The organism is Aeromonas sp. R5-3 (assembly GCF_040908225.1).
Lineage (GTDB): Bacteria > Pseudomonadota > Gammaproteobacteria > Enterobacterales > Aeromonadaceae > Aeromonas > Aeromonas dhakensis.
Map to the genome: position 1 here is coordinate 409,590 of NZ_JBFODH010000021.1, position 26,688 is coordinate 436,277.

Sequence of the window (26,688 nt, forward strand, 5' to 3'; positions counted from 1 at the left end):
CCCAACATCTATAGATTTTTCCCCATCGCCTCAGACTATAGTAAAGCAATGAAAGAGATTCTTGGAATATTCAATGGATTAAACAGTCTTGTCCAGCTAATTTCACAACGAAGATAAGCGATAAGAAATAGAAAAACTGGGACACCCATCTTTTTGACAACTAACGTGGAAACCGTGACACCCGCAGCGATGTTCTCTGCTGTGAACAAGAGCGGTAAAGGCAATGGCAAACAGCTCGGCTCCCTGCTGCACAGGGTGCAGGACAGGGTAAACCACCCGGGAAACCTGCCCACAAGGGGAAAGCCCCGACCCGCGCAGGCTCTGCCAAGCCGGGTGCCAAACCGGCCACTCAGGGCAGCAAGCATACGGCCAAAGGGAATGGCGCCAAGCGACCGGCACGGTGAGTTTGCTGATTGGAAAGCGATAGATAGTAAAAAGGCGACCAGATGGTCGCCCTTATGTCATGTGGGTATTACATACTGTAAACTTCGAGTGACTATAGAAACATTTACATTATAACGAAAAGCACTTGAAATAATAAATCTTGGTTTGTAGCTTATGAAATAGCATCATGAATAATGAATTTGAAATTATTAGTATCAAACTTTTCAAGTTTATTTAACTTCTTCTGGTAAATATCCCATTTCATGCTGCACAGTTCAAAGCATTGCTCTAAAGTATTTACCCTATAATTTTCACAACTTAAATCAATATAACTATATAGCACCTGATCTAGATAATCATGAGCATTTTCTATCAGAGCATGTATAAATTTTGGTGGTTTTCCAGAATGCACAATTATGTTTCTTGTTCTATATACTCGACGAATTTGCCAAGAAACTTTAGATTTATGTGAATCTAATCTTTTTTTCCAATTTTTAGGAGTTTTTAAATCTTGACGCAAACTAAATAACCTGAATCTTAATAGAGGGAAACTAGATAACGAAGCATAAAATTCATTCAATATTTGTTCGGAATCATCATTAGTTAAAAGAATTAGTACTTTCTCATTCAATTTCATTCCTTTGTCGTAGTTTAATTTATCCAAAAGCCCCCTAACTTTCCTTCTATTCCATCTAATTAGGTCAAAGGTTAAGTTGTTGATTATGCGTTTGGAGTACCCAAGCATAAATATTGGTATAAGTAGGTCGATCATCTCATTTATTTTGGTGTTTCCAACATGAGTAGGGGTGATCGTCTCTAAACCAATCCACGTATTAAGAAGTTGATTTTCAGGGATGTTATTTATGATTGACATGCCATGAAGGTCTACAACGCGATCAAATCTTTCAAAGCTATCCCGAAATACGGAGAATTGCTTAATCATTTTATTTAGTCGTTCTGATGCAACATCAGGCCTAAGGTCAATACCTTTCTCCATTGTGTTTTGGGGTTTCCCAACTTGCTTTATTCCTTCGACACAGCACTGTTTAACCAAAATAGAATCTTGCCATGAAATATGTGCTTTATGTGCAAATATCATGAATAAGTCGCTAAGGCTGTCTAGTTTTCTTTCTGCAACTTCTCTAGCTGAATAAACATCCTGAGCTCGAATTTTATTCGTGATTATATAAACTTCCCCAACACCTTTTTTATAGCCAATATCATTGGCATACGCTAAGAAATCGTTAGGGATTTCTTCAGATATTTTTATTCCAAAGCTGTCTAAAGACGCTTCAACTTTAGTTATTAGTGAGTCAACTATGAATAACATTTCAAACTGATGACTATATGGGTAAACAAACTCGAAGAAATCGCCTAATTTTTTTAGGCTATCAATTTTACCCATGGTACCTTTAAAGAAGAAGTCTTCAACCTTCTCAAATATAGCACGCTTGCTTAATCCACCATTTATTAAACGGGAAATATAAAGACGTAGAAGGATTTCTATGTCATTTTTATGGTTGCTTGTGATTGCTAACTCCAAAAGTTCTTGGCATTTATGCAAGTACCTTTCCGAGTTAAGTGTTTGAGCCAACACTTCAAGCCGTAATTGTCTGGAGCTGAGAGGTTTATTGTCATCAATTGAAAAGTATTGATTGCAATCAGTATCCATTAGGGATTTAGCGACAGGGTCGCTCTTTAGAGACCATTCAAGTTCCTCTAAAACATGTTTTAAATTAGCATTGTCTATCTTTTTATTTTCAATGTCAGATATCAGAGATATTGCTTCTAGGCATATATATGGTGAACATAATACTGGTGGTTTATATGTGTCCAGAGTGTAATCAAATAGCATCTCATCAAGACGCTGTGCAAAAAACAATAAGCCATCCAACACTTCTATATTATTCCAATGTTCTAGATTTTTAAATTTCATATTTTTAGCTCGGTGAATATGACTTCAATATAACCGGGAATCTGGGAATCTGGGAATCTGGGACGCCCACCTTTCTGTATGGGGCGTAACGTCGCCAAATCCCACGCTACCGCCCATGGATTACAGCTTCCAATATGCTCCATTGACCAGCGAGGGCAGCAACCCATCGCAGTTCAACAGGTTCTGAATGGCCATGGTAAGCCAAACGAAACTACCTGGGCGAGCCTTAAAATGATGCAACCATCAGCATCTCATCGTTTCTTGAACTGGATCAGCAAATGGATTTATAAGGGGCATATATAGCTATTCCCCCCCCAAAAAAAAGATGGCTGTCCCCATCGGGGGGGCTTTGTTATCTTGCCGGGTAGATTGGCAGGTGCGATCCGTGCCCCTTTATCTCACTCCAACAGGAGCAATCAGATGGCAATAAAAGCGCGATCCCGCAGGGAGAAGGTGGGCAGCGGCCTTGGGCTGCTGCTCGGGATCATCGGCTTCAATCTGCTGGTGCCTTTTTTCTTTGAAAAGCAGGCGGGCTTTGATGGCAACCAGATGCTTTGGGCCGCCGTGACGGCGCTGCTCTGCTCCGAGCTGGGGGCCAGAGTGGGCAAGTGGCTGGATTGCCGGGAGCAAACGAGAGCCGGCGACTGACTTCAGGAGGTGGCCGACAGGTCGCGGGTTGCTCTGAACTGGCTGGGAGTCAGGCCGGTGATGCGCTGAAACTCGCGATTGAAGTTGGATTTGGTCTGAAAACCGGCGTTCATCAAGATCTGGGTGATGCTCTCATCCGTGTTCAGCAGAGCCTGCCTGGCATGGGCAATCCGATATTCGTTGATGACCCTGGGAATGCTCTGCTGGCGCACCAGATTGACGGCACTGGAGATCTGCTTGGCGGGAATGCCCAGTTTGCGTGAGAGGCGGGCCAGGGTCAGCTCAGGATCCAGATAGCAGGCTTTTTCCTTCATCAGGTTATCCAGCAGAGCCACGATTTCCCGGGCACGATCGTCGCCCAGCAGTGGCGCTTTCTCAGCAGGCTCGGGAACGGAGGCTGGCATCTCCTCCTCTTCTGCGTCAGCGGTATTGACCCCCACCATCACCACGGCCGCCGCCAGCATGGGCACCAGCATCAGGTGACCCAGCGACAGGATATAGGGCGCCAGCTGGCCTTGATTGAAGGCGAAGTCGAGGGAGACGGCGGCGTCGATGGCCGCCGAAAACAGCAGCATCCAGCCCGCGATATGTTCCGCCCGTCTGACCCCCTCCCACTCATTGAACGAGACACAAAGCAGCAGCTGCGTCTTATCGGAAAAACGCACCAGCGCGATGCCGTAGCAGAGATAGATGGCGGTCAGCAGGCCATCCAGCGGCAGTGGCAACCAGTTGTGGGTCAGCATGCCGAGGGCAACCAGCGCGGGGCCGACGCCGTGCAGCCAGGAGATGCGGGCCCCTGGCGCCTTGGCCCGGCTGAAGATATGCCAGGCGGCCGCCGGAATGAGCGAGGCAAGGATCGGCTGCGCGAGAGTGAGCAGCGCCAGATCGAAGGTCCAGCGCAGCCCCACCACGCCGGTGGTGATGGCGCACAGCAGCAGAAAGAGGGCGGTCGTTCTGGCTGCCCGGCCGAGGCGCGCCAGCAGCACGGCGGCCAGCAGAGCCAGCAGCAAGGAGACGATAAAGGGGATGGGTATGGCCAGCATCATGTATCCCGTGTGCAAAGAGAGGCCGTTGACCGGCGGCGGCATGCCAGCATAACGGCTTGGGTCAGGCGAATGAAGCCCATGATGGCGCAGGCGCGGTTCGAGGACGACCTGAAACCGGTTTGAGGACGCCCGGGGGCGCTGTGCTCCCCATGATAAGGGCTCCCAATCACCATAAAAGGCAGGTATCCATGTTCTCTTTCTACTGGCTGGGGTGGCAACGCGCCCTGGATTTTTCGGGTCGCACCACCCGGGCTGAATGTTGGTGGTTCATGTTGGGCCATCTGCTGGTCACCCTGATCTGCATCTGGCTGGATGTGCTGCTTGCCAACCTGGGTTGGCTGGATCTGAGCTACGGCCTGGTGAGCAGCGTGCCCCTGATTGCGCTTATCGTGCGTCGCTTGCATGACACCGGCCGCTCCGGTTGGTGGGGCTGGGTCTTTCTGGTGCCGGCCGTGGGGCCCTTGCTGCTTATCTATTTGTTGGCGCAGCAAAGCGGGGCAACCCATGTTGGCAAGGAGGCATCGGCATGAGACACGCACTCTGGCTGTTTATGTTGTGTTGTTCTCTGGCGGTGGCCGACCTCGACAATCCCCACGATTTTCCCAAGGGGGCGCTGGGCCTGCTGCAGGTCGACAGCCTGACCCGTGGCGAGCTGCTGTGGCTGCAGGGGCGAGTGGGGGAGGGAACCTATACCACCACGGATGCCGAGGGGCGTCACTGCGTCATCCGGGTGCCGGTGGCGGTCGGCAAGGTGGCGAGCAGCGGCCTTGGCATCGACTCCACCGGGGGGCTTGCCATCATCGTCATGACGCCGAGACTCGATGCGGCGCTCCGTAAGGGGGAGCGGGTGAACAGCAGCGACTTCACCTTCTCCCGCGAGCCGGCTGACCCGGCGGCCGACGGCTATATCGTCAGCGGGATCGCGGCAGATGAAGGGTTTGTGCTGAACTCGCGGCGGCGCTGGATAGCCTGGTTGCTGGAAGACAAACCGGCGCTGCGCTGTCAATGAGGCCTTGCTCGTCGGAAGGATGCGCCGGCCCAGTAAGGCACCCTGACCGAACTGGCGTGATGATCTACCAATTAGAGTTAAAAGGATGATGGGTGCGATGATTTATTGAAATTCAAGGCATTTATTATTTTAGTCATAACAAATAAGCCATTTTATGGAAAATGGCTTATCCCAGTAAGTAAAAATTCTTATCTTACAAAAACCATTAACTGGTTACTATATGCAAACTGTCTTTGAGGATGCCAATTTGACTTTATCCATAGATTTGGATAAGCACTGGTCCAGCTATCCTTCTTATATCCGTAGAAACTACCTTGATAATCTTTACTGCTCGGGTGACCAACAATTGTATAATCTAAATTAGCTCCATCACAACCATATTTTTCTGCATGAATAATCCTTGCTTTTCCTAAATTGTTGTCAAGCGGGGAGCAGAATGCAGCATTACTGGCTTGAGCAATGTTCATAATTCCCCATAATTTAGTGTTTGGTTGAACAAACAAAATCTCAGTTGACTCATCTTTTAATTGTGCCCAAGCCCCAGGGTTGAGATATTGATTATTTGTTAGAGTCGTGATTTTATCAACTTGAACATATGGAGTGTTATTGGTTCGTACAGCAACAAGACGCCATCCACCACCATCTATATCAGCATTGCAATATAGGTCATGATACCATCCAGTTTCTGTTGCCAAACGACAATCAGGATTGTTATCCTCACCCCACTCAATTCGGAAATCTCCACCTCTCCCCGTCATGTCATACCAAACACCTTGATATTGTCGTTCAGCAATAAGCTTGCCCAAATAATAAGTAGTGTTCTTATTTATATCTTGTTTTAGTTGGATAAGTTTATTATCCTCCATGAATGCACCGTTTATATTATCTCCTGAGCTTCCCGGGGAAATTATATTTCCTTCAATCTGAGCTAAAATTGTTGATGATGATGATGTGTTTTTATCTATGTTTCCATCAACCCATTCATCTTTTATTAACTTGTAGTCCTGCTCGGCTGCCGAAATACTTGTAGAGAGTAATAGCGAAAGAATCATATACTTCATAATAGCCACTCTGTATTTTAATTTTATTAAAAAGAAAATGTGAGGGACAGCTTCAATCTAGCCACGCTATCACAAATTCTATGCTTGAATCCCCAAATTACAACATCCATTACTAATAAAAGAGTCTGTTATTTGCTTTTGGTGGGACTCGTATGGCATTCTATGCGGCTGGTGCTATATGGGCAAGTAGTAAATTCAAAACTCAAGTAATAATATGTTCAGATCTAGGCTGAACTAACGGTATGGGCTCTATTGGTCCGGACTTTATTGATCTGTAGGGTAAGCAGGAAGCACTATCAGTCAGTGCCATACATAAGCTTATTTTGGCATCTATTTTGAGACTGCCAAAGATTGCTCTCTCCTGATGGGTGATACCGGCGGTAGATGTAAATAGAGGCGATCAAACATTCTGTCAGTGGCATAGTGGTGAGTGAATGCTATCGTTGATGGCATCTTATTGCCACACTTCCTGCCCCTTGGCATTGAGCAGGGTGTGAAAGAGATAGTGATCGTCCCGATCGTAATAGACGGTAATGGTGTGACGCTCGGTGTAGTCCGCCGCCACGCTGGCCACCGTCATGGGCACCAGGATCAGCTCCCCCAGCCCCATTGTCACGGCGCTCGCCGTAGCCTGGCCATTGCCGTCACCGCGCTTGTGGATCTTGCCGAGCACGGTAAAGCGATCGCAGCCCTGCACATCATCCTCGGTCAGAAAGGCGGCCTGCTGGCAACGCTGGGGTTCGCCCAGCTCGGCGCGAATGGTCGCGCGGGTCTCTCCCGCTACCAGAGTGTTGCGAAAGCGCCCCGAGTAGTGATCGAGGGCGGCGGCGCAGCCGCTTAGCAGCCCGATCAGCAGCAACGGCGTGAGCCGCAAACAGGCGCGTTTCATGGGCGGGCCCCGCCATCCGTTAGAGGCGCATCGCCCCGCCGCCCGGGTTCGCTGCGATGCAAAAAGGTGGTCAGGGTATCGCGCGGCGGCGTGATGCCGCACTGCACCAGAATCTGCCCGATAGCGCCCCTGTGATAGCCGCCATGGGTCACCAGGTGCAGCAGCATCTCGGCGCGGCTCATCTGCCCCTGGTCGCCATCCGTGAACTGAAACCGGATCTGGGTATTGCACGCCTGCGGGCTCAGGGTCGCCACATACTCCACCAGCCAGTTATCCAGTGCCGTGACCGCGCCGTGTAGCGCCGCCAGGGTCGGCGTCTCTGTCGTATTGGTGGCGGTAAAACCGTGCCGTTCCCCCAGCAGGTTGGCCTTGAAGATGGCATCGACCACATGGATATGGTTGAAGATGCGCAGGGCCGTGTGGTGAGCCTCGCCATATTGCGCGGCATCCAGGGTGGCGAGGGCCGCCAGCAGTTCGTCATCGGCCCAGCGCTTGTAATGAAAAAGGGATTGCAGCGTCTCGTTGTTCATCGGTTCCTTGCCCTCATCTGCTCCTTGAAAGGTGGGCATGGTAGCCAAGAAGAGACCGATATGAAACCTGTTCTGCTCTGCGGCGGTATCGACAGCTGGCCGGTTGCTGCCAGTACGCGGTCAGCCGGGCCCCATGGGCTTGCCAACTTATGATCCGCTCTCGCTCTGGCAGGTGAAACATAAGGTGATCAATCAGTTACATAGGGATGACCATAAGGCCGTCATCCCCGGACGTCCCTGAAGGACGGGGGAGCCAGAGACACTCGTCCGAAGCCAGTGCCGCCGCCAGTTTCGCGGGGCAGGAGAGGTGGCAAAAGGGCGAGCAGATGCCCTGAAATATCTGGTTACACTCTTCCCGCCCTGTTGATTGAATAGTGATTGAATAACGAAGGGCCGGGTGTGAAGATGCGCGCCACTCGCGACACGAGCCTGCTCGGCGAGAGATATCAAAAAAGCGACAGCGGTGATGGCGGCGGCGAGCGTCGCGGTCAACACCGCGGCAAAACCGGGCCGGGATGGCCCGCCATCTGTGAGTTCAGACCCCATGAGAAAACTGTTTCTGTTGTTGCCCGCGCTGGCGCTGACGGCCTGTGCCGGCAGCATGACCTCTGTTGACAAGACCAGCCCGCAAGGGCGCAAAGTGGTGGTGGGCCAGTTCCCGCCCAAGCCGGAGAACTTGTGCACCCTCAAGCACAACGAAGAGCTCCCGATGAACCTGCTGGAGCGCTATAGCAGCGCAGGACTGCTCAACTCCTATCTGAACAACAACCAGGAGAGCGTCAAGGTGGCCGACGAGAAGCAGGCCAACTATGTCCACGTCTATATTCCCGCCCGTAAAATGCTGTTCGGGGTGATCGACCTTAACTACAACGACAAGCCGCGGGTCACCTACTACGACTGCCAGTCCCTCAAAGGGCTGTCACGGGGCTGATCCTCGCAGGCCGATCCGGCGTGTAATGCAAGCAACAGATGCAGAAACAGGGGCGACCGGCGGGTCGCCCCTGCTGCTTTTGGCGCCGCCGATGGAGGGGAGAGGAGGGGAGTGCTACTCTGTCCGCCAGTTTGCATTGACCGGTTGGCGCAGGCGCTCGCCAGCGCTGACCATGCCCACGCGTGCCTGATAAAACAAGGAGTTGTCATGCGCATTGCCCTCGTAGGTCTTGGTGATATCGCCCAGAAAGCCTATCTGCCGCTGCTGGCCAGCGACGAGCGAGTCACCCCGCTGCTCTGTACCCGCAATTCGGCAGTATTGGATAAGCTGGCTCGCCAGTACCGTATCGCCGAGCGCTTCACCGAAGTCGCTGACCTGCTGGCAAGCCGCCCGGATGCGGTGATGATCCACGCCGCCACTGCGGTGCACCTTGAGCTGGCCGCCCAGTGCCTGCGCGCCGGCATCCCCACTTTTGTCGATAAGCCGCTGTGCGACACGTTTGCCGGGGTAGAGAGCCTCGCCAATATCGCCATCGCCAAGAACTGCCCGCTGTTTGTCGGCTTCAACCGCCGCTATCTGCCCGCCATGAGCGCGCCCCGCGGCCAGCCGCTTACCGAGCTCAACTGGCAAAAGCACCGCCACGCCCTGGCGGGGGCCCCGCGCTCGTTTCTGTTCGACGACTTTATCCATGTGCTCGACAGCCTCTGCTACTACGGGGGGGCGCCTGATGGGGATCTGCATGCGGTGCTGCGGCGCTGTACCCGTCAACCCGAGTTGCTGGCCGGGGTGAGCGTGGCCTGGCAGAGCGGGCAGGTAGCGGTGAGCGGCAGCATGAATCGCAGCGCTGGCATTACCGAGGAGCGTATCGACGCCTATGGCGACAACCTCTCCCTGCATATCGAGAACTGCACCCGGGGCACGATGGCCCGCGATAAAACCGTGCAGACCCTGGCCCCCGACGACTGGCAGTCGGTGCTGGCGAGCCGGGGTTTTGTCGCCATGCTGGCTCACTGGTATCAGCAGATTGAGGCGGGACGGGCCGACGGAGCGCTGATTGAGAGCTACCTGCACAGCCACCGGCTGGCAGAGCAGCTGGTCGTCCTGGTGGGGGAGTGAGGGGGAGCGCCGCGCCGGTTTGCTCGGGCCATGGATGGGGCGGCGGGCGAAAAAATCGCCGGACCACTGTATGAGATGGCGCATCCCTGCGCAGTCGGCAGGGAAGGGCACCTGCCGGGCGAGCCAAGCGCTGGCTTGTTTGCTATCTTGGCGAGCAGAAACGGCCTTCAGAGCAGCAGCGAGTCTATGAGCATTATTTTGGGGATAGATCCGGGTTCACGCATCACCGGTTACGGGGTCATTCGCATCGTGGCGGGCAAGGCGGAGTACCTGGGCTCGGGCTGCATCCGCACCGACCTGGGAGAGCTGCCGTCGCGCCTCAAGCAGGTCTATGACGGAGTGAGCGAGATCATCACCCAGTTCAAGCCGGACGAGTTCGCCATCGAGCGGGTCTTTATGGCCCGTAATGCCGATTCCGCTTTGAAGCTGGGTCAGGCTCGCGGCAGCGCCATCGTGGCGGCGGTCAATGCCCTGCTGCCGGTGAGCGAATACTCGGCGACCCAGATCAAGCAGGCGGTGGTGGGCACCGGCGGCGCCGCCAAGGAGCAGGTGCAGCACATGGTGACCCACCTGCTCAAGCTCTCGGCCACCCCCCAGGCGGATGCGGCGGATGCCCTCGGGGTGGCGCTCTGCCACTTCCATACCCGCCAGATCCTGATCAAGATGGCCGGACGCAGCACGGGATCGGTGCGCGGTCGCTACCGCTGAACCGCGCATGCCGCTGTGATAGCGGTACTGTCGGGCAACCGGCCATGCACCGGCGGGTTGCCTCTTCTGGCAGCGACGACTGTCGTCAGAAGCCTCAAAAGGGTCACTTTCTGTCGCACCTCCTCTCCACCGAGAAGGGCTGTCTGACCGGTCGATAACGACAATCCTCTCAGTTAATCAACGGCTTGTGATGCATGTCACATTTTATGGCCGTGCTCCCCTCCCTTCGCATGCCCGATCCTGACTCTCATAATATGCGCCGGCCGCGTGGTGCGGCCCGGTGAGCCCTGGGCTCCCGTTTCATCCATCATTGGGAGAGTCGAGAAGTGAAACCTTTTGCAGCTGAATTCATGGGCACCTTCTGGCTGGTGCTGGGGGGCTGCGGCAGCGCCGTGCTGGCCGCCGCCTTTCCGAACATCGGCATCGGCCTGCTCGGCGTGGCACTGGCCTTCGGTCTGACCGTGCTGACCATGGCTTACGCCATCGGCCATATCTCGGGCTGTCACCTGAACCCGGCCGTGACCATCGGGCTCTGGGTCGGCGGTCGTTTTCCGGCCTCCGGCGTGCTGCCCTACATGGTCGCTCAGGTGCTGGGCGGGATTGCCGCCGCGGCTGTGCTCTATGTGATTGCCAGCGGTCAGGCCGGTTTTGATCTGGCGGCGGGCTTTGCCTCCAACGGCTATGGCGAGCACTCTCCGGGCGGCTACAGCATGCTGGCGGCGCTGGTGTGCGAAGTGGTGATGACAGGTTTCTTCCTGTTCGTCATCATGGGCGCCACCGACAGCCGGGCCCCGGCTGGGTTTGCCCCCATCGCCATCGGCCTGTGCCTGACCCTCATTCACCTCATCAGCATTCCGGTGACCAATACCTCGGTCAACCCGGCGCGCAGCACGGGCGTGGCCTTCTTCGTGGGGGACTGGGCACTGAGCCAGCTGTGGCTGTTCTGGGTCGCTCCCATCGTCGGTGCCATTCTGGGTGCATTGGCCTATCGCGCGATCGCGACCAAAGCCTGATCCGTCAGGGCAACAAAGTGTGGTATCGACACGCCCCCGGGCGTGTTTTTTCGTTTCTGGCGGGCACGAAAACGGGCCGCAAGGGCCCGCAGAGTTGCTTGGTCGTCGGCAAGAGGGGTGAGGCTTACAATCCCTTGGCGCTCAGCATGTCCTTGTAGCGCTGGTGCAGCAGCTGCACCCGTTCCACACATAGGAATAGGTGCGGGTTTCGGCCATATGGGAGGGAGTGCCACCCTGTTTGTGACTTGCCAGGGGCTTACAACCCCTTGGCGCTCAGCATGTCTTTGTAGCGCTGGCGCAGCAGTTGCACCCGCTCTACGTAGGCGCGGGTTTCTGCGTAAGGGGGTATGCCCCCATGCTTTTGCACCGCGCCGGCACCGGCGTTGTAGGCCGCGGTGGCCAGCGCCACGTTGCCACCATACTGCTTGAGCAGCCCCGCCAGGTACTTCACCCCGCCGAAGATGTTCTGCTCCGCCAGCATGGCATTGCCCACCCCCAGCTCCCGCGCCGTGGCGGGCATCAGCTGGGTCAGTCCCATGGCCCCCTTGCGGGACACGGCGAGGGGGTTGAAGGCGGATTCGGCGTGGATCAGCGCCCGGATGAGGGCCGGCTCCACCTGATAGGCCTTGGCTGCCGCCTGGATAGTGCTGGCGTAGTCATAGAGAAACAGGCCGGTGGTATGCCAATTGACCTTGGAGTCGGGGTCGCAGGCGTAACAGTCGTTGAACAGCAGCAGCTCGTAGCGGCCCTGATCCGGCATCACGTCCGAGTAGCGCACCACGCCGTTTTTCTGCACCGACTTGTAGACCTGGATCTGGCGGGTACCGGGCGGCAGCGGGGGGCTGGTCGGTTCGGGCGGTGGCAGCACCCCCGGAGTGGGCAGAGTGACGGGGGGCGCCGCGGGGGGCGGTGCCGGCGGCTCGGCGGTGAGGATCACCACCTCGGCCGGGGCGGGTGTCTGGCTCCAGCCGGGTGAGGAGAACAGCGGGATCAATCCCATCAACATCCATGCTTTCAACGGCTTGCTCCTTCAGCCTCGTTAGCCTTGTTGAGTAAAGCATCACGGCGCGGGCAGAACAAGCCCGCGCAGGCCGAGGTGTGGCCGCGGTTCACCATTTTGTGTGCGGCAAAAAAAAAGCGAGGCCGTCTGGTGGCGGCCTCGCACGGCAGTTGCCGGTTTACTCCTGCAGCCAGAGGCGGGCGCTGCGGGCGGGAATGGCGACCCGCACCCACTGGCTCTGCACGTTGACCACGGCGCTCTGGTCGAGCACGTCCCGGTAGTTGCGATACCAGTTCATCTCGAACTTGGCGGTATCGAGCCAGTACTCCTGCTCGTAGTCGCACTTGTTGATGCCGACCAGCCCCTGCTTGCCGCGCTTGAACAGCACGAAGCAGTCGCCGCTGCCGACCAGCTGCATGGGTTGGCCCTGCACCGCGTTGTGGAAGCGGATCATCCCCTTGATGTCGCTGCGCAGGTAGTAGTCCTGCCAGCGCAGCCCGTCCTTGGCCTGGGTCTCGCCGTGATCCGAATAGACCAGCGGCGAGCCGCCGTCGCGACCAAGCAGGTAGGCGTAGGCCAGCTTCTCGTCGGTCGGGTTCAGGATCTGGTAGCGAAAGCCGTCGTTGGTGGGAATGTCGTGGGTGATGGCGAAGGTGACCGCCCGGCTGCCCGGCAGGGCCTGGCCGTAGGCACCGGGATCCGCCAGCAGGTTCATGCTGCCACCATAGCCGAGCGCCCCGCGCAGGGAGGCGAACAGCGGAAAGTCATAGGCACCCTGGCCGCTGCTGTCGAGATAGGGCTTGAGGAAGCGCTCGTAGTCGTTGCTGCCGGCGCCGCCGGTGGTGATCACCTCGCCGAACACGTGCATCCCCTGCTTTATCTCCGGGGTGAACACGGCGTTGATCTGGTAATCGCTCATGTGTTTGACCGCATCGACCCGAAAGCCCTTGATGCCCATCCCCTTGAGCGCCTTGAGGTAGGCTTGCTGCTGGCTTACCACCCAGTTGTTGGGGTCGAGATCCGGCAGACCCTTGTCGCCCGCGCCGCCGCACAGCCGCCAGAACTGCACGTTGCCCGGATCGTTCCAGTCGCTGATGCACCCTTCCGGATGGAAGTCCTGGCCGGCCAGGAAGTTCTGACCCAGATCGCCAAACAGCTTCTGCCGCTCGAAGTAGCCGGGGTTGGCGGCATAGCTTTGCAGCAGCTCGCTGCCGGGGTAGTTGAGATCGCTGCGCTTCCAGCTTTCGTTGGCCATGTGGTTGAGCACCACGTCCGCGTAGACGGCGATGCCCCGAGCCTGCATGGCGGCGATCAGCTGCTCGAGATCCTGCTTGTTGCCAAGGGGGGTATCGATGAGGCGCAGATCCTGGGGTTGGTAGCGGGCCCACCACTCGTCGCCCGATGACTTGAGGGGCGGCGAGATGAGCACCTGTTTGTAGCCGGCAGCCTTGATGAGATCGGCCTTGGCGGTGACTTCACTGTATTTCCAGTTGAAGGCGTGCAGTATGACGTCGGCGTGTGCCAAAGGAGCGATCAGTATGCCTGCGATCGCCCAGATTCCCGCTGTGTGTTTCATTATTGTCAGTCCTTTTATTGGGTGCCCTGATGGGCACCCAGAGCCTCACACCAGCCAGGTTGGCCGGCAATCGCCTGACGGTGATTTTGTGAGCACTTTCAAAGCGGACTGTGCGGATCTGTGACGGCTTGCAAAAAACCGCACAGATCCCATCATTACTGATTTTTCAATCACTTAGCGGGCTGTATTGCAACTCAGTCGACCCCGTTGTTGTAGAGCGGCTGCCAGGCACAGTAGCGCTGGCCATTGCGCTGGTTGTAGAGCCAGAAGCGGTTGCAGTTGTCGTCGTAGTTGCTGGCGCCGACGTTGATGGCATAGCTGCTCAGCTTCTGTCCCTGCAGGGACTGGAACACCCCGTTGTAGAGCAAGGAGAAGTGCAGGTGCGGGCCGGTGGAGGAGCCGCCCTCGCACAGCGCCTCGTTGCGGTTGCTGGCATAGGTGCCGATGGGGGTGTCGGCGGCCACGTAGTCGCCGCTGCGCACCGAGATCCCGCTCATGTGGTAGTAGTTGGTGGCCCAGCCATTGGGGGCGGTGACTCGCACCTGGCAGCGGGAGAAGACGGTGACGGTGCCGCTGTTGGCGGCGGTGACCGTGTAGGTGGCACCTCCCCAGCCCGGCCAGTCGTAGGAGACGTCGATGGATGAGTAGGGATAGCCGGAGCCGGTATGGGAGTGGGCGCCGTTGGCCTTCCAGCTGTAGCCCTGGCGCCAGGGCAGCTGGAACTGGCCGCCGGCCAGCGGTGCGGCGGGCGCTGCCGCGCCGCCCCCGGGGGAGGTCATGGCATCCTGGCCGAACAGGGTCCGCCACTGCTCACCGAGCTGCTGCTGCACTGGCGCGCTCAGCAGGCTGGCGAGGGCGGCCTGGTGCGCGGCTTGCGGCGCCAGGGCGGGGGCGCGGCGCGGGGTGAGCTGCAGCTGGGCGCGGGCCTGGTAGAAGCGCTCGGAGAGCTGGCGCGCCATCAGCTCCAGCTGGTTGTCAAAGCCCCTGGCCTTGACCAGCCTGGCGAATGGTGCCGCCATGGCCTGTTCGGAGGGGGCCGAGATGAGCTGGCTGCTCGCCTCCATCAGGGCCAGCAGCAGCTGGGGGTTGAGGCTGGTGATGCCGCTCCAGTGCAGGATCACCTCCTCCTTGGGTAGTAGGTGAGGCGCCTGTTGCAGCAGGAAGTCGTGCAGATCGAACGCCATGGCCGCCTCGCCGAACACGAAGTGGGCCTCATCCAGGGGGAGTGCCGGGGCTTGGCCGGCGGCAAGCTGCTGCGCCGTGAAGTGATAGGGGGCAAGCGGGACATGGATGTCGCCGGCCCAGCCGGCGGCGGGCAGCAGGGCCAGCAGTAACAGGGAGGGGATCGGTCTGGACATGATAGCTCCTTGGCAAAGTGGTGAGGTGTCGGTGTGGGGGGTGACCCTACGCAGGCAACAACAGCGCGATGCTATGCCAAGGCTTCACCATAGGGCGAAACGGTGAAGTTGCTATTCGAATGGAGCTTTTTGTGTAGGGCGCTGACGAGAATGACTTGTTAATAAATGTTTACATTGTCTGTTTGTAGAGCCAAATCAGTGAGTTGCGGGCCATCAAATGGCGAGCTGCCGTAAAGGGTCAGGAGAAGGGACAAACAGTGTCTGCCTCTGGTTTGCCGTGCTAGGATCGCGGTTTGCCGCCGCGCCGGCAGCATGTTAAAAAGTATGCAACTTGGTGTGGTTATTGGCTTTTTTGTTACTAAAAGCCGTGATATCTTCATGCTGGTCGGATCTCTTCGACCAACAACTTCTGTGCGAGGATCTGGCCGGATGGCCAAGGATGAAACGAGTGTGATAGGCAAACGGGCGATGGAACTCACGTTCGAAGAGTACTGCGATGCGGATCTCTCCCTGATCAGGGACTACTACGAAACCACTTTCTCCCACTACGTGCCGGATCTGGCCGAGCGGATCTTCGTGGTACGCGACGCCCACTGGCTGGTGGGGGCCGTGCGCCTGCGCGACGAGCAGGATTACTATCACCTCTGCGGCTTTCGCCTGCTGCCCCATTACCAGTCGCTGGGGCTGGGTTCTCGTCTGTTGCAGCACGCCTGCAGCGATCTGCTGGACAAGCCGGTGATCTGCCAGGCCTTGCCGTTCGAAAAGCCCTTCTATCTCAAGGCCGGCTTTGCCGACCTGCCCCTGCACGAGCTGGAGGGGCCGCTCTTCTCCCTTTATGACCAGCAGCGCGAACAGGGTTACCAGATCGAGCTGCTGGTGCGTCAGGCCAAGGCCCCGGTCTACAACTGAACCGTCACTGGGGCTTGGTCAGCAGGTGGATCTTGCCCGGTGACAGCTCCAGCCCCAGCAGATTCTCCTTCAGCCAGGCCTGATTCGGATCCTTGGCATCGAGCCGGTAGACCGGTTGGGTCTCCAGCCGCTTCTCCATGCTCTGCAGCAGCATGCCGAGCATGAAGCCGAACTTCTGTTGCGCCGCCTCAGGCTCCAGCTTGTATTCAATCAACTTCATGTTGTCGAGGAACAGGGCGCTCTGCGCCTTGTCGTAGCGTGGCCTCGCCTCGTAGGCCATGTTCAGCCGGGCGTCGTATTCGGTGTTGTCCGGCAGGGCGATCTTGAGCTTGCCCTTGCCGTAGACCCGGGCGGTGTCCGGGCTTTGACGCCCGATCTGCACGTCGCTCTGCTCGAGCTGCACATGGGCCTTGATGATGCCGGGCAGCTCCAGCTGTTTGTTCACTTGCACCTGGGATTGCAGGTACTGGTTTATCTGTTGCTCATTGATGTCATATGAGCCTTGACCTAGCATGGCCAGACTGAGCAGCATAGATGACAGGATCATGCTAACGACCTGATTGAATGGGTGTGTCTTACAGCATACCATCCTGCTTTCGTGGGATCTGCCCACCGCTTTCACCCCTGTGTAAAAGGAGTTCTCGTGATCAACGGTCTGGAGCACGACATCCAACTGCTGTTTTCCCAGTTCCTGGGCTGGTTGCTGCTGCTGTTTCACACCGTGATCGTGGCGGGGGTCTCATTGCGGGTGGTGATGAAGCGACGCCCCATCGGGGTCTCGCTCGCCTGGCTCGCCCTCATCTATGCCATCCCGTTTGCCGGGGTCGGCTTCTACGTGCTGTTTGGCGAAATTCGCCTCGGCCGGCGGCGCGCCGAGCGGGCCCAGGCCATGTACCGCCCTTACGCCATCTGGATCCGCCAGCTGGCCCGCCTCTTCCCTCAGCACTGCTGCGAGGTGGGGGAGAAGGCCCAGCCGCTGCACGATCTGATCCAGGGACGGCTGGCCATGCCCATGCTCTCCGGCAACCGGATGACGCTGCTCAGCAAGCCGGAAGCCATCCTGCGCGAGATAGTGCGCGACATCCGCCAATCCTCCCAGTCCTGCTACCTGGAGTTCTATATCTGGCACCCGGGCGGCGACACCGACGAGGTGTGTGAAGCCTTGATGGAAGTGGCTGCGCGCGGCGTGGATTGTCGCTTGCTGCTCGATTCCATGGGTAGCAAGACCTTCTTCCGCTCGCCCTGGCCGAAGAAGCTGCGCAAGGCGGGGGTCAAGCTGGTGGAGGTGCTGCCGGTAGGGGCCTGGCGCATCCCGTTCCAGCGCCAGGATTTGCGCATGCACCGCAAGCTGGTGGTGATCGACGACCGGGTCGGTTACACCGGCTCCATGAACATGGTGGATCCCCGCTTCTTCAAGCAGAACGCCGGGGTCGGCCAGTGGGTCGACATCATGATCCGGGTGCAGGGCCCCATGGTGCCGCTGATGTGGTCCATCTTCGTCTGGGACTGGGAGATGGAGACCGGCGAGCGGCTGCTCGACAGCCTGCAGCACGAGCCGGAGGCCTGGCCCCAGAGCAACTACCGGGCCCAGCTCATCCCGTCCGGCCCCTTCGTCGGCGGTGACTGCATCCAGCAGAGCCTGCTGCTGGCCATCTACCAGGCCCGCCACCATCTGGTGCTGACTACGCCCTACTTCGTGCCGGACGATCCGCTGGCGGCAGCGCTCTCCTCGGCGGCGGCCCGCGGCGTGCAGGTGCAGCTGGTGCTGCCGGCGCGCAACGACTCCATCATGGCCAATTACGCCTGCAATGCCTTCATGGAGGAGTTGCTGGAGGCGGGGGTGGAGATCTACCGCTACGACGCCGGCCTGCTGCACACCAAGAGCGTGCTGGTGGATGACGACTTCGCCCTGGTGGGGACGGTCAACCTGGATCGGCGCAGCCTCTGGCTCAACTTTGAGGTGACCCTGCTCATCGACAATCCGGTGTTCGTCGCCGAGATGACCCAGCTGGTGCAGGGCTACATGGTGGAGGCGACGCCCATGTCGCTGGCCAAGTGGCGGGCACGCCCCTGGTACAAGAAGGCAATGGAGAACATGTTCTATCTGTTCAGCCCCTTGTTGTGACATCACTTAATTGTGGCCGGCGCCGAATTGCGCTTGCCTCCCCCCGAACTTGCCCCGTAGAGTGCGGCAATCACTCCCTGGAGAACGGAATAAAGATGAAGAAGCGAGTAGCGCTGGCCGTCACGGCGGCCTTGGTGGTGGGTGGGCTGGGTGCCTGCTGGTACACGGGCAATGCGTTTGACCGCATCATGGCCGAGCAGATCGCCAAGGTGAAGCAGGAGAGCGGCATCGAGCTGAGCTGGCAGCCGGGTTCGAGCAACCTGTTCACCCGCGACGGCGTACTGAAGATGGTGATCACCCCGCAGACCCTGGCCAGCCTGGATGGTCAGCTGGAGGGGAGCGAGCCGGTCGAGGTGCAGTTCATCGTCGACAGCCGCATCCTGCCGCTCTACATCAAGAGCAACATGCTGCTCGACACCAGGCAAGGTTCGCTGGCGCCCGTGTTCAACGCCTTCAAGATGGAACAGTGGCAGTTTGGTATCGAGTCGGTCAGCAGCCTGTGGACTTCCAGCAACAGCAGCCGCTTCTGGGCCAACGAGTTCAAGGTCAAGCAGGGGCTGGACGAGTTCAGCTTCCTGCCGATGAAGGGTGACTATCACGGTGATCTGGAAGGCAATGGCCACCTCACCTTCCACTGGCAGGGGATGACCCTGCACGAAGAGCAGAACAAGATGGACATGGTGCTGGCCGAGCTCAAGGGCAGCGCCGACATGGCCGAGCTCCGTGGCATCTGGCTCTCTCCCCGCAGCGACATGACCCTCTCCGCGCTGTCGGTACAGCTGCCGGACAACGTCAAGTTCTCCCTGCAGGGGCTGACCTCCGAGACCCAGCTGGCTGGGGATGATGCCCAAACCCTCTCCAGCAGCTACCAGATGAAGGTGGATACCCTCAATCTGGAGAACGAGGCGGACAACCTGGCGCTGACCCAGAGCAAGCTGGCCCTCAATCTGAAGGGGCTGGATCTGGAAGGCTATCAGGCGCTGCAGGCCTCCAGCGGCCAGGGCGTGGAGGAGGAAGCGATCCAGCAGGCGCTGGACAAGATGCTCAAGCGTGGTGCCACGCTGGAGCTGGTGGACTTGAGCTCCCATCTCAACGGCGAACCGGTGGCCATGAAGGGAGATATCAAGCTGGCGAGCACCTCGCTCGAGCAGCTGTTCAACAGCGAAGAGGGGATGCACGCCCTCTCCGGCCTGCTGCACGCCAACCTGAGCGGCAAGCTGGGCAAGGCGGTGCCGCAACTGGCACCCATGCTGGACCAGTTCGCGGCCATGGGGTATCTCAAGGCGGACAAGGATCAGCTGACGGCCGAGATCAAGCTCGACAAGGGCGCCATGACCATCAACGATCTGCCGCTCTGATTGACGTCGCGTCAGTGCACTCAGTGCACATGGAACAAAGGCTCCCGCGGGAGCCTTTGTCGTTTTCTGTGGCCGGAATTACTTGAACACCACCGTCTTGTTGCCGTAGACGAATACCCGCTCGTTCAGCACCAGCTCCAGCGCCCGGCTCAGCACGGACTTCTCCACGTCGCGGCCGGCCTTGGCCATGTCGTCGGCACTGAAGGTGTGATCGACGTGGATCACGTCCTGCTCGACAATGGGGCCCTCATCCAGATCGTCGGTGACGAAGTGGGCGGTGGCACCGATCAGCTTGACCCCGCGATCGAAGGCCTGACGATAGGGGCGGGCACCGATGAAGGCGGGCAGGAAGGAGTGGTGGATGTTGATGATCTTGCGCGGATAGGCCTCGACGAAACTCGGGGTCAGCACCCGCATGTACTTGGCCAGCACCACGTAGTCGGGCTGGTAGCCGTCGATGATGGCGCGCACCTGCTCTTCGTGCTCGGTGCGGCTCAGATCCTCGTGACTGACGGTGTGGAACGGAATGTCGAACTTGCCGGTCAGCTCGGCGAGGGTGTCGTAATTGCCGATCACCGCCACTATGTCCATGTCCAGCGCACCGGCGTAGTTCTTCATCAGGATGTCGCCGAGGCAGTGGGTCTCCTTGGTCACCAGGATGACGATGCGCTTCTTGCCGGCCTTGACCAGCCGGCGCTGGGCACCGGTGGGCAGGGCATCATCGAGGTCGGCCAGCAGGGTCTCGTCGTTGAAACGCCCCTCCAGCTCGGTGCGCATGAAGAAGCGGCCGTTTTCGTGATCCACGAACTCGTCGTTCTTGTTGATGTTGAGCTGGTGCTTGTAGCAGATGTTGGTGATCTTGGCGATGAGGCCCTTGGCGTCCGGGCAGTCCGTCAGCAGTATTTTCTTTTCCATCTCTGTCATGATTCCGTTGGTGTTGTTGGCGCCTGAGTCTGCGCAGGCCGCGCGTTTTTTCTGGCACTATGCCACAAACAAAATCAGAAAGGACAGCGCGCCGTGCATCCGGGCGATCCGTGCCCCGGAGCAGGCATGCTATTCATCCTTGATGGGTTTTGTGCTGGTATCCGGCGCCGTTTTTCTTTAGGCTGTCAGCGCTTATTCTCAGGGCGGGGTGAAATTCCCCACCGGCGGTATCCCGATCTGACTCGGGGAGCCCGCGAGCGCCCGACCCGGCTTTCAGCCGGGACGGGGTCAGCAGATCCGGTGAGATGCCGGAGCCGACGGTCACAGTCCGGATGAAAGAGGATAAGACAGACTATTGCAGGCAAGCCCCCCGCGGGCTGGCCGCTGCATGCCTATCTCAGTCTGCCTTTCCATGCCCTGATTCTGGTCCTTGTCTTGTTTAGGAGTCTTACCATGAATCAGTCTCTTCTCAGTGAATTTGGTGATCCCATTGCCCGTGTCGAAGCGGCGCTGGCAGCTCTGCGCGCCGGTCGCGGCGTGCTGGTGGCCGACGATGAAGATCGGGAGAACGAAGGGGATCTCATTTTCGCAGCCGAATCCATGACCAATGAACAGATGGCCATGATGATCCGCGAGTGCTCCGGCATCGTCTGCCTCTGCCTGACCGACGAGCGGGTACGCCAGCTCGAACTGCCGATGATGGTGGAGGCCAACTCCAGCCACTATCAGACCGCCTTCACCGTGACCATCGAAGCGGCGCAGGGGGTGACCACCGGCGTCTCGGCGGCCGATCGCATCACCACCATCCGGGCCGCCATCGCCGACGGTGCCAGACCCTCCGACCTGCACCGCCCGGGCCACGTCTTCCCGCTGCGGGCCCGCACTGGCGGGGTGTTGACCCGCCGCGGCCACACCGAAGCCACGGTCGATCTGATGCAGCTCGCCGGGCTCAAACCGTTCGGTGTGTTGTGCGAATTGACCAAGGAAGATGGCTCCATGGCCCGCTTGCCGGATCTGGTGGCATTTGGCCGCCGCCATGACATGCCGGTGCTGACCATCGAGGATCTGGTGCAGTATCGTCAGTTGCTGTCAGAACGTTCAGCCTGAGCCTCATACGAAATTGTAATAAGCACAAAATTTGGTTACGCTTTGTGCGAACCTCATCCAGTGACCCTTATTTTTGACTGAACTTTGCACAAAAAGTGTACGTTTAAAAAAAAATGAGGGTTTTAATGCATTTATCTGTGATGGGGCCTATCCAAACTATGATTTTTTTGTGCCATAATCACGCCGCTTGCTAAACGTCTGGCGAGTTAAAGGGAGCTTTTAAAATGAAAAAAATGTTGTTGGTAGGTGTTGTTGGTCTGTCCGCTCTGCTGGGCGGTTGTGCAAACACCAGCGAACTGGAAACTTCCGTTCAGAATCTGTCTAACAAAGTTGACCAACTGGCTCAAGATGTTAGCGCTGTTCGTGCTGATCAGTCCAAGATCGCTGCTGATGTTGCAGAAGCCAAGCAAGAAGCTATGCGTGCTAACCAGCGCATCGACAACATGGCTACTTCCTACAAGAAGTAATCCATGCGAAAAAAATGGCGCAGTTATGCGCCATTTTTTTTTGCCTGAAATTCATCAAATTCCCGCATTTTCCTCGCTGATCCTCGCCTGACAAGGCAATGCCGATCGCTCGGCATCACCCCGTTGCTCATCTTCCTTTCAAGTCAGTAGAGCAGGCTGTAGAGCTTGCGACGGTAACCCTGCGCCGCCGGGTTGGATCCCATGGTGGTCAGGATGTCGAGATAGGTCTTCTTGGCATCACCGAAGGCGAGATCCCGCTTGAGGATGGTGAACAGCAGCGCCAGCGCCTCTTCCTGGCGGCCGGCCTGGCTGTATTGCACCGCCAGCTCCTGGGCCAGGGCAAAGTTGTCAGGCTCCTGCTGATGACGGGCTTCCAGCGCCCGCAGCTCCGGGCTGTCCGCGGCCTGTTGGGCCAGCGCCAGACGGGAGACAAGCGTCTGATAGTGGTCATCCTGGGCGATCATCGGGATCTTGCCGAGCAGCTCCTGTGCCTCATCCAGCAGATTGAGATCGAGTGCCGTCTGGGTCAACCACAGACTGATGTCGTGGCGATCCGGTGCCAGCTGATGGGCCTTGCCGAAGTGGCTATAGGCCACGCTCGTCTGGCCGTCCGCCAGTGCCTGTTGCCCCTGTTCGAGCAGCAGCTCCTCCTCCTTGGGGGCGAAGGCGGTGAAATAGCCGCGCAGGGTGGCCTCGTCCTGCGGGCCTTCCAGAATGGCCTGCTCGTCAGGGCGGCCCTGATGGAACAGCACCAGCGCCGGCAGGGCGCGCAGACCGAGCTGACCGGCCAGCGGTTGCAGCTGCGGATCGTTCATGTCGACCTTGGCCAGGGTCACCTGGGGATTGGCCGGGCCGACCAGCGCCTCCACCTGCGGGGTCATGGCCTGACACTCCGGCATCTGGGGGGCGTGGAAATAGATGACGATCGGCTTTTTCATGGAAGCATCGATCAGGGCGGCTTGGAAATTCTGGGGATTGATGTCGACGATCATGAGGCTGACTCTTGGAAAATGGTGTGAGTTAACATGGGGTTGATGGGCACAGAATTCAAGCTGCCATCGAGCAGCCAGCCGTTGACGGCCAGGGTCGGCGCGGCCAGGCTGAGCCAGCCCTGGCCGATGGCCCAATCCTGCACCCGGTAATCCTGTTCATCGAGCTGGTTGTCGAGCCGCCACTCCTCCTCAGGCACGAAGCGCACCTTGTCGAGGCCGGCGGCGATGCCGGCGCCGTGGGCTTTCAGCACCGCCTCCTTGCGCGACCAGAGCCGATAGAAGGCCGACTCTTGCTCCGCTTTGGGCAGGGCGAGCAGCCACTCATATTCACTGCGTGCATAAAAGCGGCGCGCCAGCGGCAGAGTCTGGCGGCGGCGCTGACCCATCTCGATGTCGACCCCGAGCGGGCCGACGGCGCAGAGGGCGATCACCAGCCAATCCCCGCTGTGGCTGAGGTTGAACTGCCAGCGCCCGTCGCTTAGCACAGGTTTGCCGTGCGGGTTGCTGGCAAATTGCAGTGCATCGGGTTGACACTGCAGCCGCTCGGCCAGCAGCCGTCGCAGCAGCCCGCGGCTGAGCAGGTACTCCTGGCGGCGCAACGGCTGGCTTATGGCCTGCCATGCCTGCCATTCTGCGGGGGAGAGTAGGGTTTGCAGCAGAGTCAGCTGCTCGGCGTCGACCTTTGCCGGTTTTAACAAATAGAGATCCACAGAGATCATAATTTTTCACTTTAAAAGAGCGGCGAAACAGCGATAAAAGTCAGTTTAATCCGGTCAGGACGGCCTCTTTCGAGATTGTATATTGTTTGGCCACGATCACATTAATCAGGAAAAATAATGCATTTCCTTGCAGAAATGTGAGGTCGATAGGGATTTTCGCTTGCCTCGATAGAATTCTTGGATATAGTCGGGTGCTGTTGCCTTATAAATTGCCCGTTCGGGCCGTATTTTAACAAGTTTTACTATTTTGCGGGGATAAAGGATTGCGCCACCTGATGCTACTGCTGGTCGCGCTCGGAATGGTGGGTTGTGCCTCGGCACCCCAGCCCGAGGTTGCGAGCAAGATTGAAGTTTCCATGATGGAACCCGTAATTGAACCGGAAGCTTCACAAACCCCAGATGTAAACGAAATCCTGACTGTATACAAAGAGTGGCGCGGCGTTCCTTACCGCATGGGAGGCAGCAGCCAGCGCGGCATCGATTGTTCCGCCTTTGCCCGTGAAGTGTTCCGCAACGCCGTCGGCATCGAACTTCCCCGTGATACCCGTTCCCAGGTCCATGAAGGCACCCAAGTCTCCAAGCAGGATCTGGTCGAAGGGGATCTGGTCTTCTTCAAAATCAATCGCCGCCTCAACCACGTCGGCATCTATGTGGGCAATGGCGAGTTCATCCACGCCTCCACCCGGGCCGGGGTAACCCGCTCCAAGCTCGACAGCTCTTATTGGCGAAGCAAGTTCTGGCAGGCACGCCGGATCGACATCTGAGTCAGGCTGGACAAACGGCTCGCAGTACGGACTGTTTTTCCAACCTCACTTGAACCGGGCTCCCACAGCCCGGTTTTTTATGGCCGCGATTTAGACTTTCGGGGGCCGAATCACTATAGTGTGGGCCCGATTTTTCCCCGGCAGGCCCAGCATGAAGACCCGTTCAGACCAGAAATCCGGATTGCACCCGCGCAATCGTCACCAGGCTCCCTACGACTTTGCCGCGCTCTGTCTGCGCACTCCCGAGCTGCAGCCCTTCGTCTTCGTCAATCCCTACGGCGCCAGCACCATCGACTTTGCCAACCCCGCCGCCGTCAAGGCGCTGAACAAGGCCCTGCTGGCACTTCATTACGGCATCCAGCACTGGGATCTGCCGGCCGGCTATCTCTGTCCGCCCATTCCCGGGCGGGTGGACTATCTGCACAGAGTGGCTGACCTGCTGGCCGAGAGCGCGGGCAAGGTGCCGACCGGCAAGGGCGTGCGGGTGCTGGATGTCGGGGTGGGGGCGAACTGTATCTACCCCCTGCTGGGCGCCCGCGAATATGGCTGGCGCTTCGTCGGCTCCGACATCGACCCAGTGTCGGTCAAGGCTGCCTCTCTGCTGGCCAACAGCAATGGGCTGGGCAGCCAGATCGAGTGCCGCCTGCAGGGCAGGGCCGGCGACATCTTTCAGGGCATAGTGGCGCCGCGCGAGCGTTTTGCGCTGACCCTCTGCAACCCTCCCTTTCACGCGTCGCTGGCGGAGGCGAGCAAGGGGACGGAGCGCAAGCTGCGCAATCTGGGCAAGGAGGTCAAGGACAAGCCGGTGCTCAACTTCGGCGGCCAGAAGGCCGAGCTCTGGTGCGAAGGGGGAGAGGCCGCCTTTCTGGCCGCGATGATCAACCAGAGCCTGGCCTTTGCCGAACAGTGCCTCTGGTTCAGCTCGTTGGTATCGAAAAAGGAGAATCTGCCGGCGGCGAAGAAGGCACTGACCCGGGTCGGTGCTCGTCAGGTGCGGGTGCTCGAGATGGCGCAGGGCAACAAGGTGAGCCGGGTGCTGGCCTGGACCTTCTTCGATGAGGCAGGGTGCCGCGAGTGGTGGTCTGCAGCGCGCTGATCTCCACACAGGCCCATGACGGGCCTTTTTCATCTCAATGCCAACATGATCGGATAAAAAACAGGCAATCGTTTTCTTCGTTGGTTCATCATGCTGTTATGTAGCTATCCTGTAGTGATTTTTGCCTTGGTACAGCTGTACGCCGAGATTTTTTTGCACTTTCAGCTGTAACTTTAATAAAATAGGACTGGTTAGACCTCTTTACAGGCTTTGAATCGAATAGGGATCGGTACATGAAAGTTGTCGATTTTCTGAAGCGCAAGCGCGAAATTCTGGCGCAGCACCCCTTTGAGCTCAAGGATTGGCTCTCTCCGGCTATCCGCGACTACTGGCGTGAGTTTCAGCAAAAGGCACACCTCCATCCTCTGCTGGGGCGAGTGCTGGATTTGCAGGGCGACAGCCAGTCCATGCTGCAGCAGCAGGGCGCGGCCCAGGCCGTCAACGGCCAGCCCGTGCCACCGCAAGAGTCGATCATCGAACTCGACGGTGAGGCGGCGACCCTGTTTGCCACCTTGCAGGCGCGCATCGGTGAAGAGACCCACGTGGGCGAATGGCTGCATGTCAGCCAGCAGATGATCGATCAGTTTGCCGCCGTGACCGGGGATCATCAGTGGATCCACACCAACCCCGAGCGTGCCGCCGCCGAGTCGCCATTCAAGACCACCATCGCCCACGGCTTCCTGACTCTGGCCCTGCTGCCGCAGCTGACCGGCTCGGTGGACGAGGCCAATCCGGAGTTTCCGACCGCCCGTATGGTGGTGAACTTCGGTCTGGATCAGGTTCGTTTCCCGTACCCCATCAAGGTGGACAGCAATATCCGCGCGCGCACCAAGCTGGCTCGGGTTACCCCCATCAAGGGCGGGTTGGAGCTGCTCAAGGAGATCAAGGTGGAGATCGAGGGTGTACGTCGCCCCGGCTGCGTCATCGAGTCTGTCACCCGACTCTACTTCTAGGCCGCGGCTCCCCCCCAGCCTTGCAAAAAATCAGGCCCACCTAGGTGGGCCTGATTTTTTTGGCTGCTG

Annotated in this window: 27 protein-coding genes and 1 riboswitch; of the genes, 15 read left to right on the top strand and 12 right to left on the bottom strand. The window is 58.1% G+C overall.

Features of this window, described 5'->3' with window-relative positions; all coding sequences use genetic code 11:
* Positions 1 to 556 precede the first annotated feature (556 nt).
* Entirely contained in the window at positions 557 to 2,320 is a 1,764-nt protein-coding gene (locus tag AB5Y95_RS13760) for a hypothetical protein (RefSeq protein WP_368161401.1), read from the bottom strand.
* A 420-nt stretch (positions 2,321 to 2,740) separates the two neighbouring features.
* Between AB5Y95_RS13760 and AB5Y95_RS13765 the strand changes: the two genes are divergently transcribed.
* Complete coding sequence (locus AB5Y95_RS13765) at positions 2,741 to 2,968, top strand: hypothetical protein (protein ID WP_368161403.1); 228 nt, start codon at positions 2,741 to 2,743, stop codon at positions 2,966 to 2,968.
* 2 nt (positions 2,969 to 2,970) lie between these two features.
* On the opposite strand, the gene AB5Y95_RS13770 is transcribed toward AB5Y95_RS13765, so the two are convergent.
* Positions 2,971 to 4,011: a helix-turn-helix transcriptional regulator gene (locus AB5Y95_RS13770; protein WP_368161405.1), complete on the bottom strand. Its 1,041-nt coding sequence runs from the start codon at positions 4,009 to 4,011 to the stop codon at positions 2,971 to 2,973.
* 191 nt (positions 4,012 to 4,202) lie between these two features.
* Between AB5Y95_RS13770 and AB5Y95_RS13775 the strand changes: the two genes are divergently transcribed.
* A complete protein-coding gene (locus AB5Y95_RS13775; RefSeq protein ID WP_349933987.1) occupies positions 4,203 to 4,544 on the top strand; it encodes a DUF805 domain-containing protein in 342 nt (113 codons plus the stop codon).
* Positions 4,541 to 5,023 carry a hypothetical protein gene (locus tag AB5Y95_RS13780; protein WP_368161407.1) on the top strand — a complete coding sequence of 161 codons (483 nt, stop codon included), beginning with the start codon at positions 4,541 to 4,543 and terminating at the stop codon, positions 5,021 to 5,023. Before AB5Y95_RS13775 ends, AB5Y95_RS13780 begins: the two co-directional genes overlap by 4 nt.
* A 188-nt stretch (positions 5,024 to 5,211) precedes the next feature.
* Here the strand turns inward: AB5Y95_RS13780 and AB5Y95_RS13785 are convergent, their stop codons facing one another.
* The 3 genes from AB5Y95_RS13785 to AB5Y95_RS13795 all read right to left on the bottom strand — a co-directional run bounded on the left by AB5Y95_RS13785 (position 5,212) and on the right by AB5Y95_RS13795 (position 7,503).
* A complete protein-coding gene (locus tag AB5Y95_RS13785) occupies positions 5,212 to 6,084 on the bottom strand; it encodes a hypothetical protein (protein ID WP_368161409.1) in 873 nt (290 codons plus the stop codon).
* Between the two features lie 454 nt (positions 6,085 to 6,538).
* Entirely contained in the window at positions 6,539 to 6,973 is a 435-nt protein-coding gene (locus AB5Y95_RS13790) for a hypothetical protein (RefSeq protein ID WP_368161411.1), read from the bottom strand.
* Complete coding sequence (locus AB5Y95_RS13795) at positions 6,970 to 7,503, bottom strand: DinB family protein (RefSeq protein WP_368161413.1); 534 nt, start codon at positions 7,501 to 7,503, stop codon at positions 6,970 to 6,972. Before AB5Y95_RS13795 ends, AB5Y95_RS13790 begins: the two co-directional genes overlap by 4 nt.
* Before the next feature lie 544 nt (positions 7,504 to 8,047).
* Here AB5Y95_RS13795 and AB5Y95_RS13800 point away from each other — a divergent pair.
* The 4 genes from AB5Y95_RS13800 to aqpZ all read left to right on the top strand — a co-directional run bounded on the left by AB5Y95_RS13800 (position 8,048) and on the right by aqpZ (position 11,271).
* Positions 8,048 to 8,434: a hypothetical protein gene (locus tag AB5Y95_RS13800; protein WP_201892306.1), complete on the top strand. Its 387-nt coding sequence runs from the start codon at positions 8,048 to 8,050 to the stop codon at positions 8,432 to 8,434.
* A 207-nt stretch (positions 8,435 to 8,641) separates the two neighbouring features.
* Positions 8,642 to 9,550: a Gfo/Idh/MocA family protein gene (locus AB5Y95_RS13805; RefSeq protein ID WP_368161415.1), complete on the top strand. Its 909-nt coding sequence runs from the start codon at positions 8,642 to 8,644 to the stop codon at positions 9,548 to 9,550.
* A gap of 186 nt (positions 9,551 to 9,736) precedes the next feature.
* Complete coding sequence (gene ruvC / locus AB5Y95_RS13810; protein WP_005298649.1) at positions 9,737 to 10,258, top strand: crossover junction endodeoxyribonuclease RuvC; 522 nt, start codon at positions 9,737 to 9,739, stop codon at positions 10,256 to 10,258.
* Between the two features lie 326 nt (positions 10,259 to 10,584).
* Positions 10,585 to 11,271 (top strand): aquaporin Z, encoded by a 687-nt coding sequence (gene aqpZ / locus AB5Y95_RS13815; protein WP_368161417.1) that lies wholly within the window; start codon positions 10,585 to 10,587, stop codon positions 11,269 to 11,271.
* Between the two features lie 256 nt (positions 11,272 to 11,527).
* On the opposite strand, the gene AB5Y95_RS13820 is transcribed toward aqpZ, so the two are convergent.
* From AB5Y95_RS13820 to AB5Y95_RS13830, 3 genes are all read right to left on the bottom strand, one after another.
* A complete protein-coding gene (locus AB5Y95_RS13820; RefSeq protein ID WP_017785850.1) occupies positions 11,528 to 12,277 on the bottom strand; it encodes a lytic transglycosylase domain-containing protein in 750 nt (249 codons plus the stop codon).
* Between the two features lie 172 nt (positions 12,278 to 12,449).
* Complete coding sequence (locus AB5Y95_RS13825) at positions 12,450 to 13,847, bottom strand: alpha-amylase family protein (protein ID WP_368161419.1); 1,398 nt, start codon at positions 13,845 to 13,847, stop codon at positions 12,450 to 12,452.
* Between the two features lie 194 nt (positions 13,848 to 14,041).
* Positions 14,042 to 15,205 (bottom strand): M23 family metallopeptidase, encoded by a 1,164-nt coding sequence (locus AB5Y95_RS13830; protein ID WP_368161421.1) that lies wholly within the window; start codon positions 15,203 to 15,205, stop codon positions 14,042 to 14,044.
* Positions 15,206 to 15,634: 429 nt separating this feature from the next.
* On the opposite strand from AB5Y95_RS13830, the gene AB5Y95_RS13835 reads away from it, so the two are divergent.
* Complete coding sequence (locus AB5Y95_RS13835) at positions 15,635 to 16,114, top strand: GNAT family N-acetyltransferase (protein WP_010634686.1); 480 nt, start codon at positions 15,635 to 15,637, stop codon at positions 16,112 to 16,114.
* A 4-nt stretch (positions 16,115 to 16,118) separates the two neighbouring features.
* On the opposite strand, the gene AB5Y95_RS13840 is transcribed toward AB5Y95_RS13835, so the two are convergent.
* Positions 16,119 to 16,661 carry a DUF1439 domain-containing protein gene (locus AB5Y95_RS13840; RefSeq protein ID WP_005298658.1) on the bottom strand — a complete coding sequence of 181 codons (543 nt, stop codon included), beginning with the start codon at positions 16,659 to 16,661 and terminating at the stop codon, positions 16,119 to 16,121.
* Between the two features lie 96 nt (positions 16,662 to 16,757).
* On the opposite strand from AB5Y95_RS13840, the gene cls reads away from it, so the two are divergent.
* Positions 16,758 to 18,239, top strand: a complete 1,482-nt coding sequence (gene cls / locus AB5Y95_RS13845; RefSeq protein ID WP_005298659.1) for a cardiolipin synthase — start codon at positions 16,758 to 16,760, stop codon at positions 18,237 to 18,239.
* 95 nt (positions 18,240 to 18,334) lie between these two features.
* Positions 18,335 to 19,597, top strand: a complete 1,263-nt coding sequence (locus AB5Y95_RS13850; protein ID WP_368161423.1) for a DUF945 family protein — start codon at positions 18,335 to 18,337, stop codon at positions 19,595 to 19,597.
* Positions 19,598 to 19,675: 78 nt separating this feature from the next.
* Here the strand turns inward: AB5Y95_RS13850 and purU are convergent, their stop codons facing one another.
* A complete protein-coding gene (purU, locus tag AB5Y95_RS13855) occupies positions 19,676 to 20,512 on the bottom strand; it encodes a formyltetrahydrofolate deformylase (RefSeq protein WP_017780649.1) in 837 nt (278 codons plus the stop codon).
* 199 nt (positions 20,513 to 20,711) lie between these two features.
* Positions 20,712 to 20,869, top strand: a riboswitch (FMN riboswitch).
* A 105-nt stretch (positions 20,870 to 20,974) separates the two neighbouring features.
* Between purU and ribB the strand changes: the two genes are divergently transcribed.
* Positions 20,975 to 21,628 carry a 3,4-dihydroxy-2-butanone-4-phosphate synthase gene (gene ribB / locus AB5Y95_RS13860; RefSeq protein ID WP_005298666.1) on the top strand — a complete coding sequence of 218 codons (654 nt, stop codon included), beginning with the start codon at positions 20,975 to 20,977 and terminating at the stop codon, positions 21,626 to 21,628.
* Between the two features lie 224 nt (positions 21,629 to 21,852).
* Positions 21,853 to 22,095 (top strand): Lpp/OprI family alanine-zipper lipoprotein, encoded by a 243-nt coding sequence (locus AB5Y95_RS13865; protein ID WP_010634682.1) that lies wholly within the window; start codon positions 21,853 to 21,855, stop codon positions 22,093 to 22,095.
* Between the two features lie 143 nt (positions 22,096 to 22,238).
* Here the strand turns inward: AB5Y95_RS13865 and AB5Y95_RS13870 are convergent, their stop codons facing one another.
* Positions 22,239 to 23,087 (bottom strand): tetratricopeptide repeat protein, encoded by an 849-nt coding sequence (locus AB5Y95_RS13870; RefSeq protein WP_368161424.1) that lies wholly within the window; start codon positions 23,085 to 23,087, stop codon positions 22,239 to 22,241.
* The gene (locus AB5Y95_RS13875) at positions 23,084 to 23,806 is read right to left on the bottom strand and encodes a 4'-phosphopantetheinyl transferase superfamily protein (protein WP_201988407.1); all 723 of its coding nucleotides are present in this window, start codon (positions 23,804 to 23,806) and stop codon (positions 23,084 to 23,086) included. Before AB5Y95_RS13875 ends, AB5Y95_RS13870 begins: the two co-directional genes overlap by 4 nt.
* A gap of 275 nt (positions 23,807 to 24,081) precedes the next feature.
* Here AB5Y95_RS13875 and AB5Y95_RS13880 point away from each other — a divergent pair, with 275 nt between their 5' ends.
* From AB5Y95_RS13880 to AB5Y95_RS13890, 3 genes are all read left to right on the top strand, one after another.
* Entirely contained in the window at positions 24,082 to 24,570 is a 489-nt protein-coding gene (locus AB5Y95_RS13880) for a C40 family peptidase (RefSeq protein ID WP_368161425.1), read from the top strand.
* Positions 24,571 to 24,721: 151 nt separating this feature from the next.
* A complete protein-coding gene (gene rlmF / locus AB5Y95_RS13885) occupies positions 24,722 to 25,666 on the top strand; it encodes a 23S rRNA (adenine(1618)-N(6))-methyltransferase RlmF (protein WP_279452590.1) in 945 nt (314 codons plus the stop codon).
* 233 nt (positions 25,667 to 25,899) lie between these two features.
* Positions 25,900 to 26,619 (top strand): MaoC family dehydratase, encoded by a 720-nt coding sequence (locus AB5Y95_RS13890; RefSeq protein WP_054545305.1) that lies wholly within the window; start codon positions 25,900 to 25,902, stop codon positions 26,617 to 26,619.
* The last annotated feature ends 69 nt before the right edge of the window (positions 26,620 to 26,688 follow it).

Bases quoted from the DNA above. Each gene is read 5' to 3' on its own strand.
- AB5Y95_RS13760 (WP_368161401.1), bottom strand. From the start codon at position 2,320: ATGAAATTTAAAAATCTAGAACATTGGAATAATATAGAAGTGTTGGAT.
- AB5Y95_RS13765 (WP_368161403.1), top strand. From the start codon at position 2,741: ATGGCAATAAAAGCGCGATCCCGCAGGGAGAAGGTGGGCAGCGGCCTT.
- AB5Y95_RS13770 (WP_368161405.1), bottom strand. From the start codon at position 4,011: ATGCTGGCCATACCCATCCCCTTTATCGTCTCCTTGCTGCTGGCTCTG.
- AB5Y95_RS13775 (WP_349933987.1), top strand. From the start codon at position 4,203: ATGTTCTCTTTCTACTGGCTGGGGTGGCAACGCGCCCTGGATTTTTCG.
- AB5Y95_RS13780 (WP_368161407.1), top strand. From the start codon at position 4,541: ATGAGACACGCACTCTGGCTGTTTATGTTGTGTTGTTCTCTGGCGGTG.
- AB5Y95_RS13785 (WP_368161409.1), bottom strand. From the start codon at position 6,084: ATGAAGTATATGATTCTTTCGCTATTACTCTCTACAAGTATTTCGGCA.
- AB5Y95_RS13790 (WP_368161411.1), bottom strand. From the start codon at position 6,973: ATGAAACGCGCCTGTTTGCGGCTCACGCCGTTGCTGCTGATCGGGCTG.
- AB5Y95_RS13795 (WP_368161413.1), bottom strand. From the start codon at position 7,503: ATGAACAACGAGACGCTGCAATCCCTTTTTCATTACAAGCGCTGGGCC.
- AB5Y95_RS13800 (WP_201892306.1), top strand. From the start codon at position 8,048: ATGAGAAAACTGTTTCTGTTGTTGCCCGCGCTGGCGCTGACGGCCTGT.
- AB5Y95_RS13805 (WP_368161415.1), top strand. From the start codon at position 8,642: ATGCGCATTGCCCTCGTAGGTCTTGGTGATATCGCCCAGAAAGCCTAT.
- ruvC (WP_005298649.1), top strand. From the start codon at position 9,737: ATGAGCATTATTTTGGGGATAGATCCGGGTTCACGCATCACCGGTTAC.
- AB5Y95_RS13820 (WP_017785850.1), bottom strand. From the start codon at position 12,277: ATGTTGATGGGATTGATCCCGCTGTTCTCCTCACCCGGCTGGAGCCAG.
- AB5Y95_RS13825 (WP_368161419.1), bottom strand. From the start codon at position 13,847: ATGAAACACACAGCGGGAATCTGGGCGATCGCAGGCATACTGATCGCT.
- AB5Y95_RS13830 (WP_368161421.1), bottom strand. From the start codon at position 15,205: ATGTCCAGACCGATCCCCTCCCTGTTACTGCTGGCCCTGCTGCCCGCC.
- AB5Y95_RS13835 (WP_010634686.1), top strand. From the start codon at position 15,635: ATGGCCAAGGATGAAACGAGTGTGATAGGCAAACGGGCGATGGAACTC.
- AB5Y95_RS13840 (WP_005298658.1), bottom strand. From the start codon at position 16,661: ATGATCCTGTCATCTATGCTGCTCAGTCTGGCCATGCTAGGTCAAGGC.
- AB5Y95_RS13850 (WP_368161423.1), top strand. From the start codon at position 18,335: ATGAAGAAGCGAGTAGCGCTGGCCGTCACGGCGGCCTTGGTGGTGGGT.
- purU (WP_017780649.1), bottom strand. From the start codon at position 20,512: ATGGAAAAGAAAATACTGCTGACGGACTGCCCGGACGCCAAGGGCCTC.
- ribB (WP_005298666.1), top strand. From the start codon at position 20,975: ATGAATCAGTCTCTTCTCAGTGAATTTGGTGATCCCATTGCCCGTGTC.
- AB5Y95_RS13865 (WP_010634682.1), top strand. From the start codon at position 21,853: ATGAAAAAAATGTTGTTGGTAGGTGTTGTTGGTCTGTCCGCTCTGCTG.
- AB5Y95_RS13870 (WP_368161424.1), bottom strand. From the start codon at position 23,087: ATGATCGTCGACATCAATCCCCAGAATTTCCAAGCCGCCCTGATCGAT.
- AB5Y95_RS13875 (WP_201988407.1), bottom strand. From the start codon at position 23,806: ATGATCTCTGTGGATCTCTATTTGTTAAAACCGGCAAAGGTCGACGCC.
- AB5Y95_RS13880 (WP_368161425.1), top strand. From the start codon at position 24,082: ATGCTACTGCTGGTCGCGCTCGGAATGGTGGGTTGTGCCTCGGCACCC.
- rlmF (WP_279452590.1), top strand. From the start codon at position 24,722: ATGAAGACCCGTTCAGACCAGAAATCCGGATTGCACCCGCGCAATCGT.
- AB5Y95_RS13890 (WP_054545305.1), top strand. From the start codon at position 25,900: ATGAAAGTTGTCGATTTTCTGAAGCGCAAGCGCGAAATTCTGGCGCAG.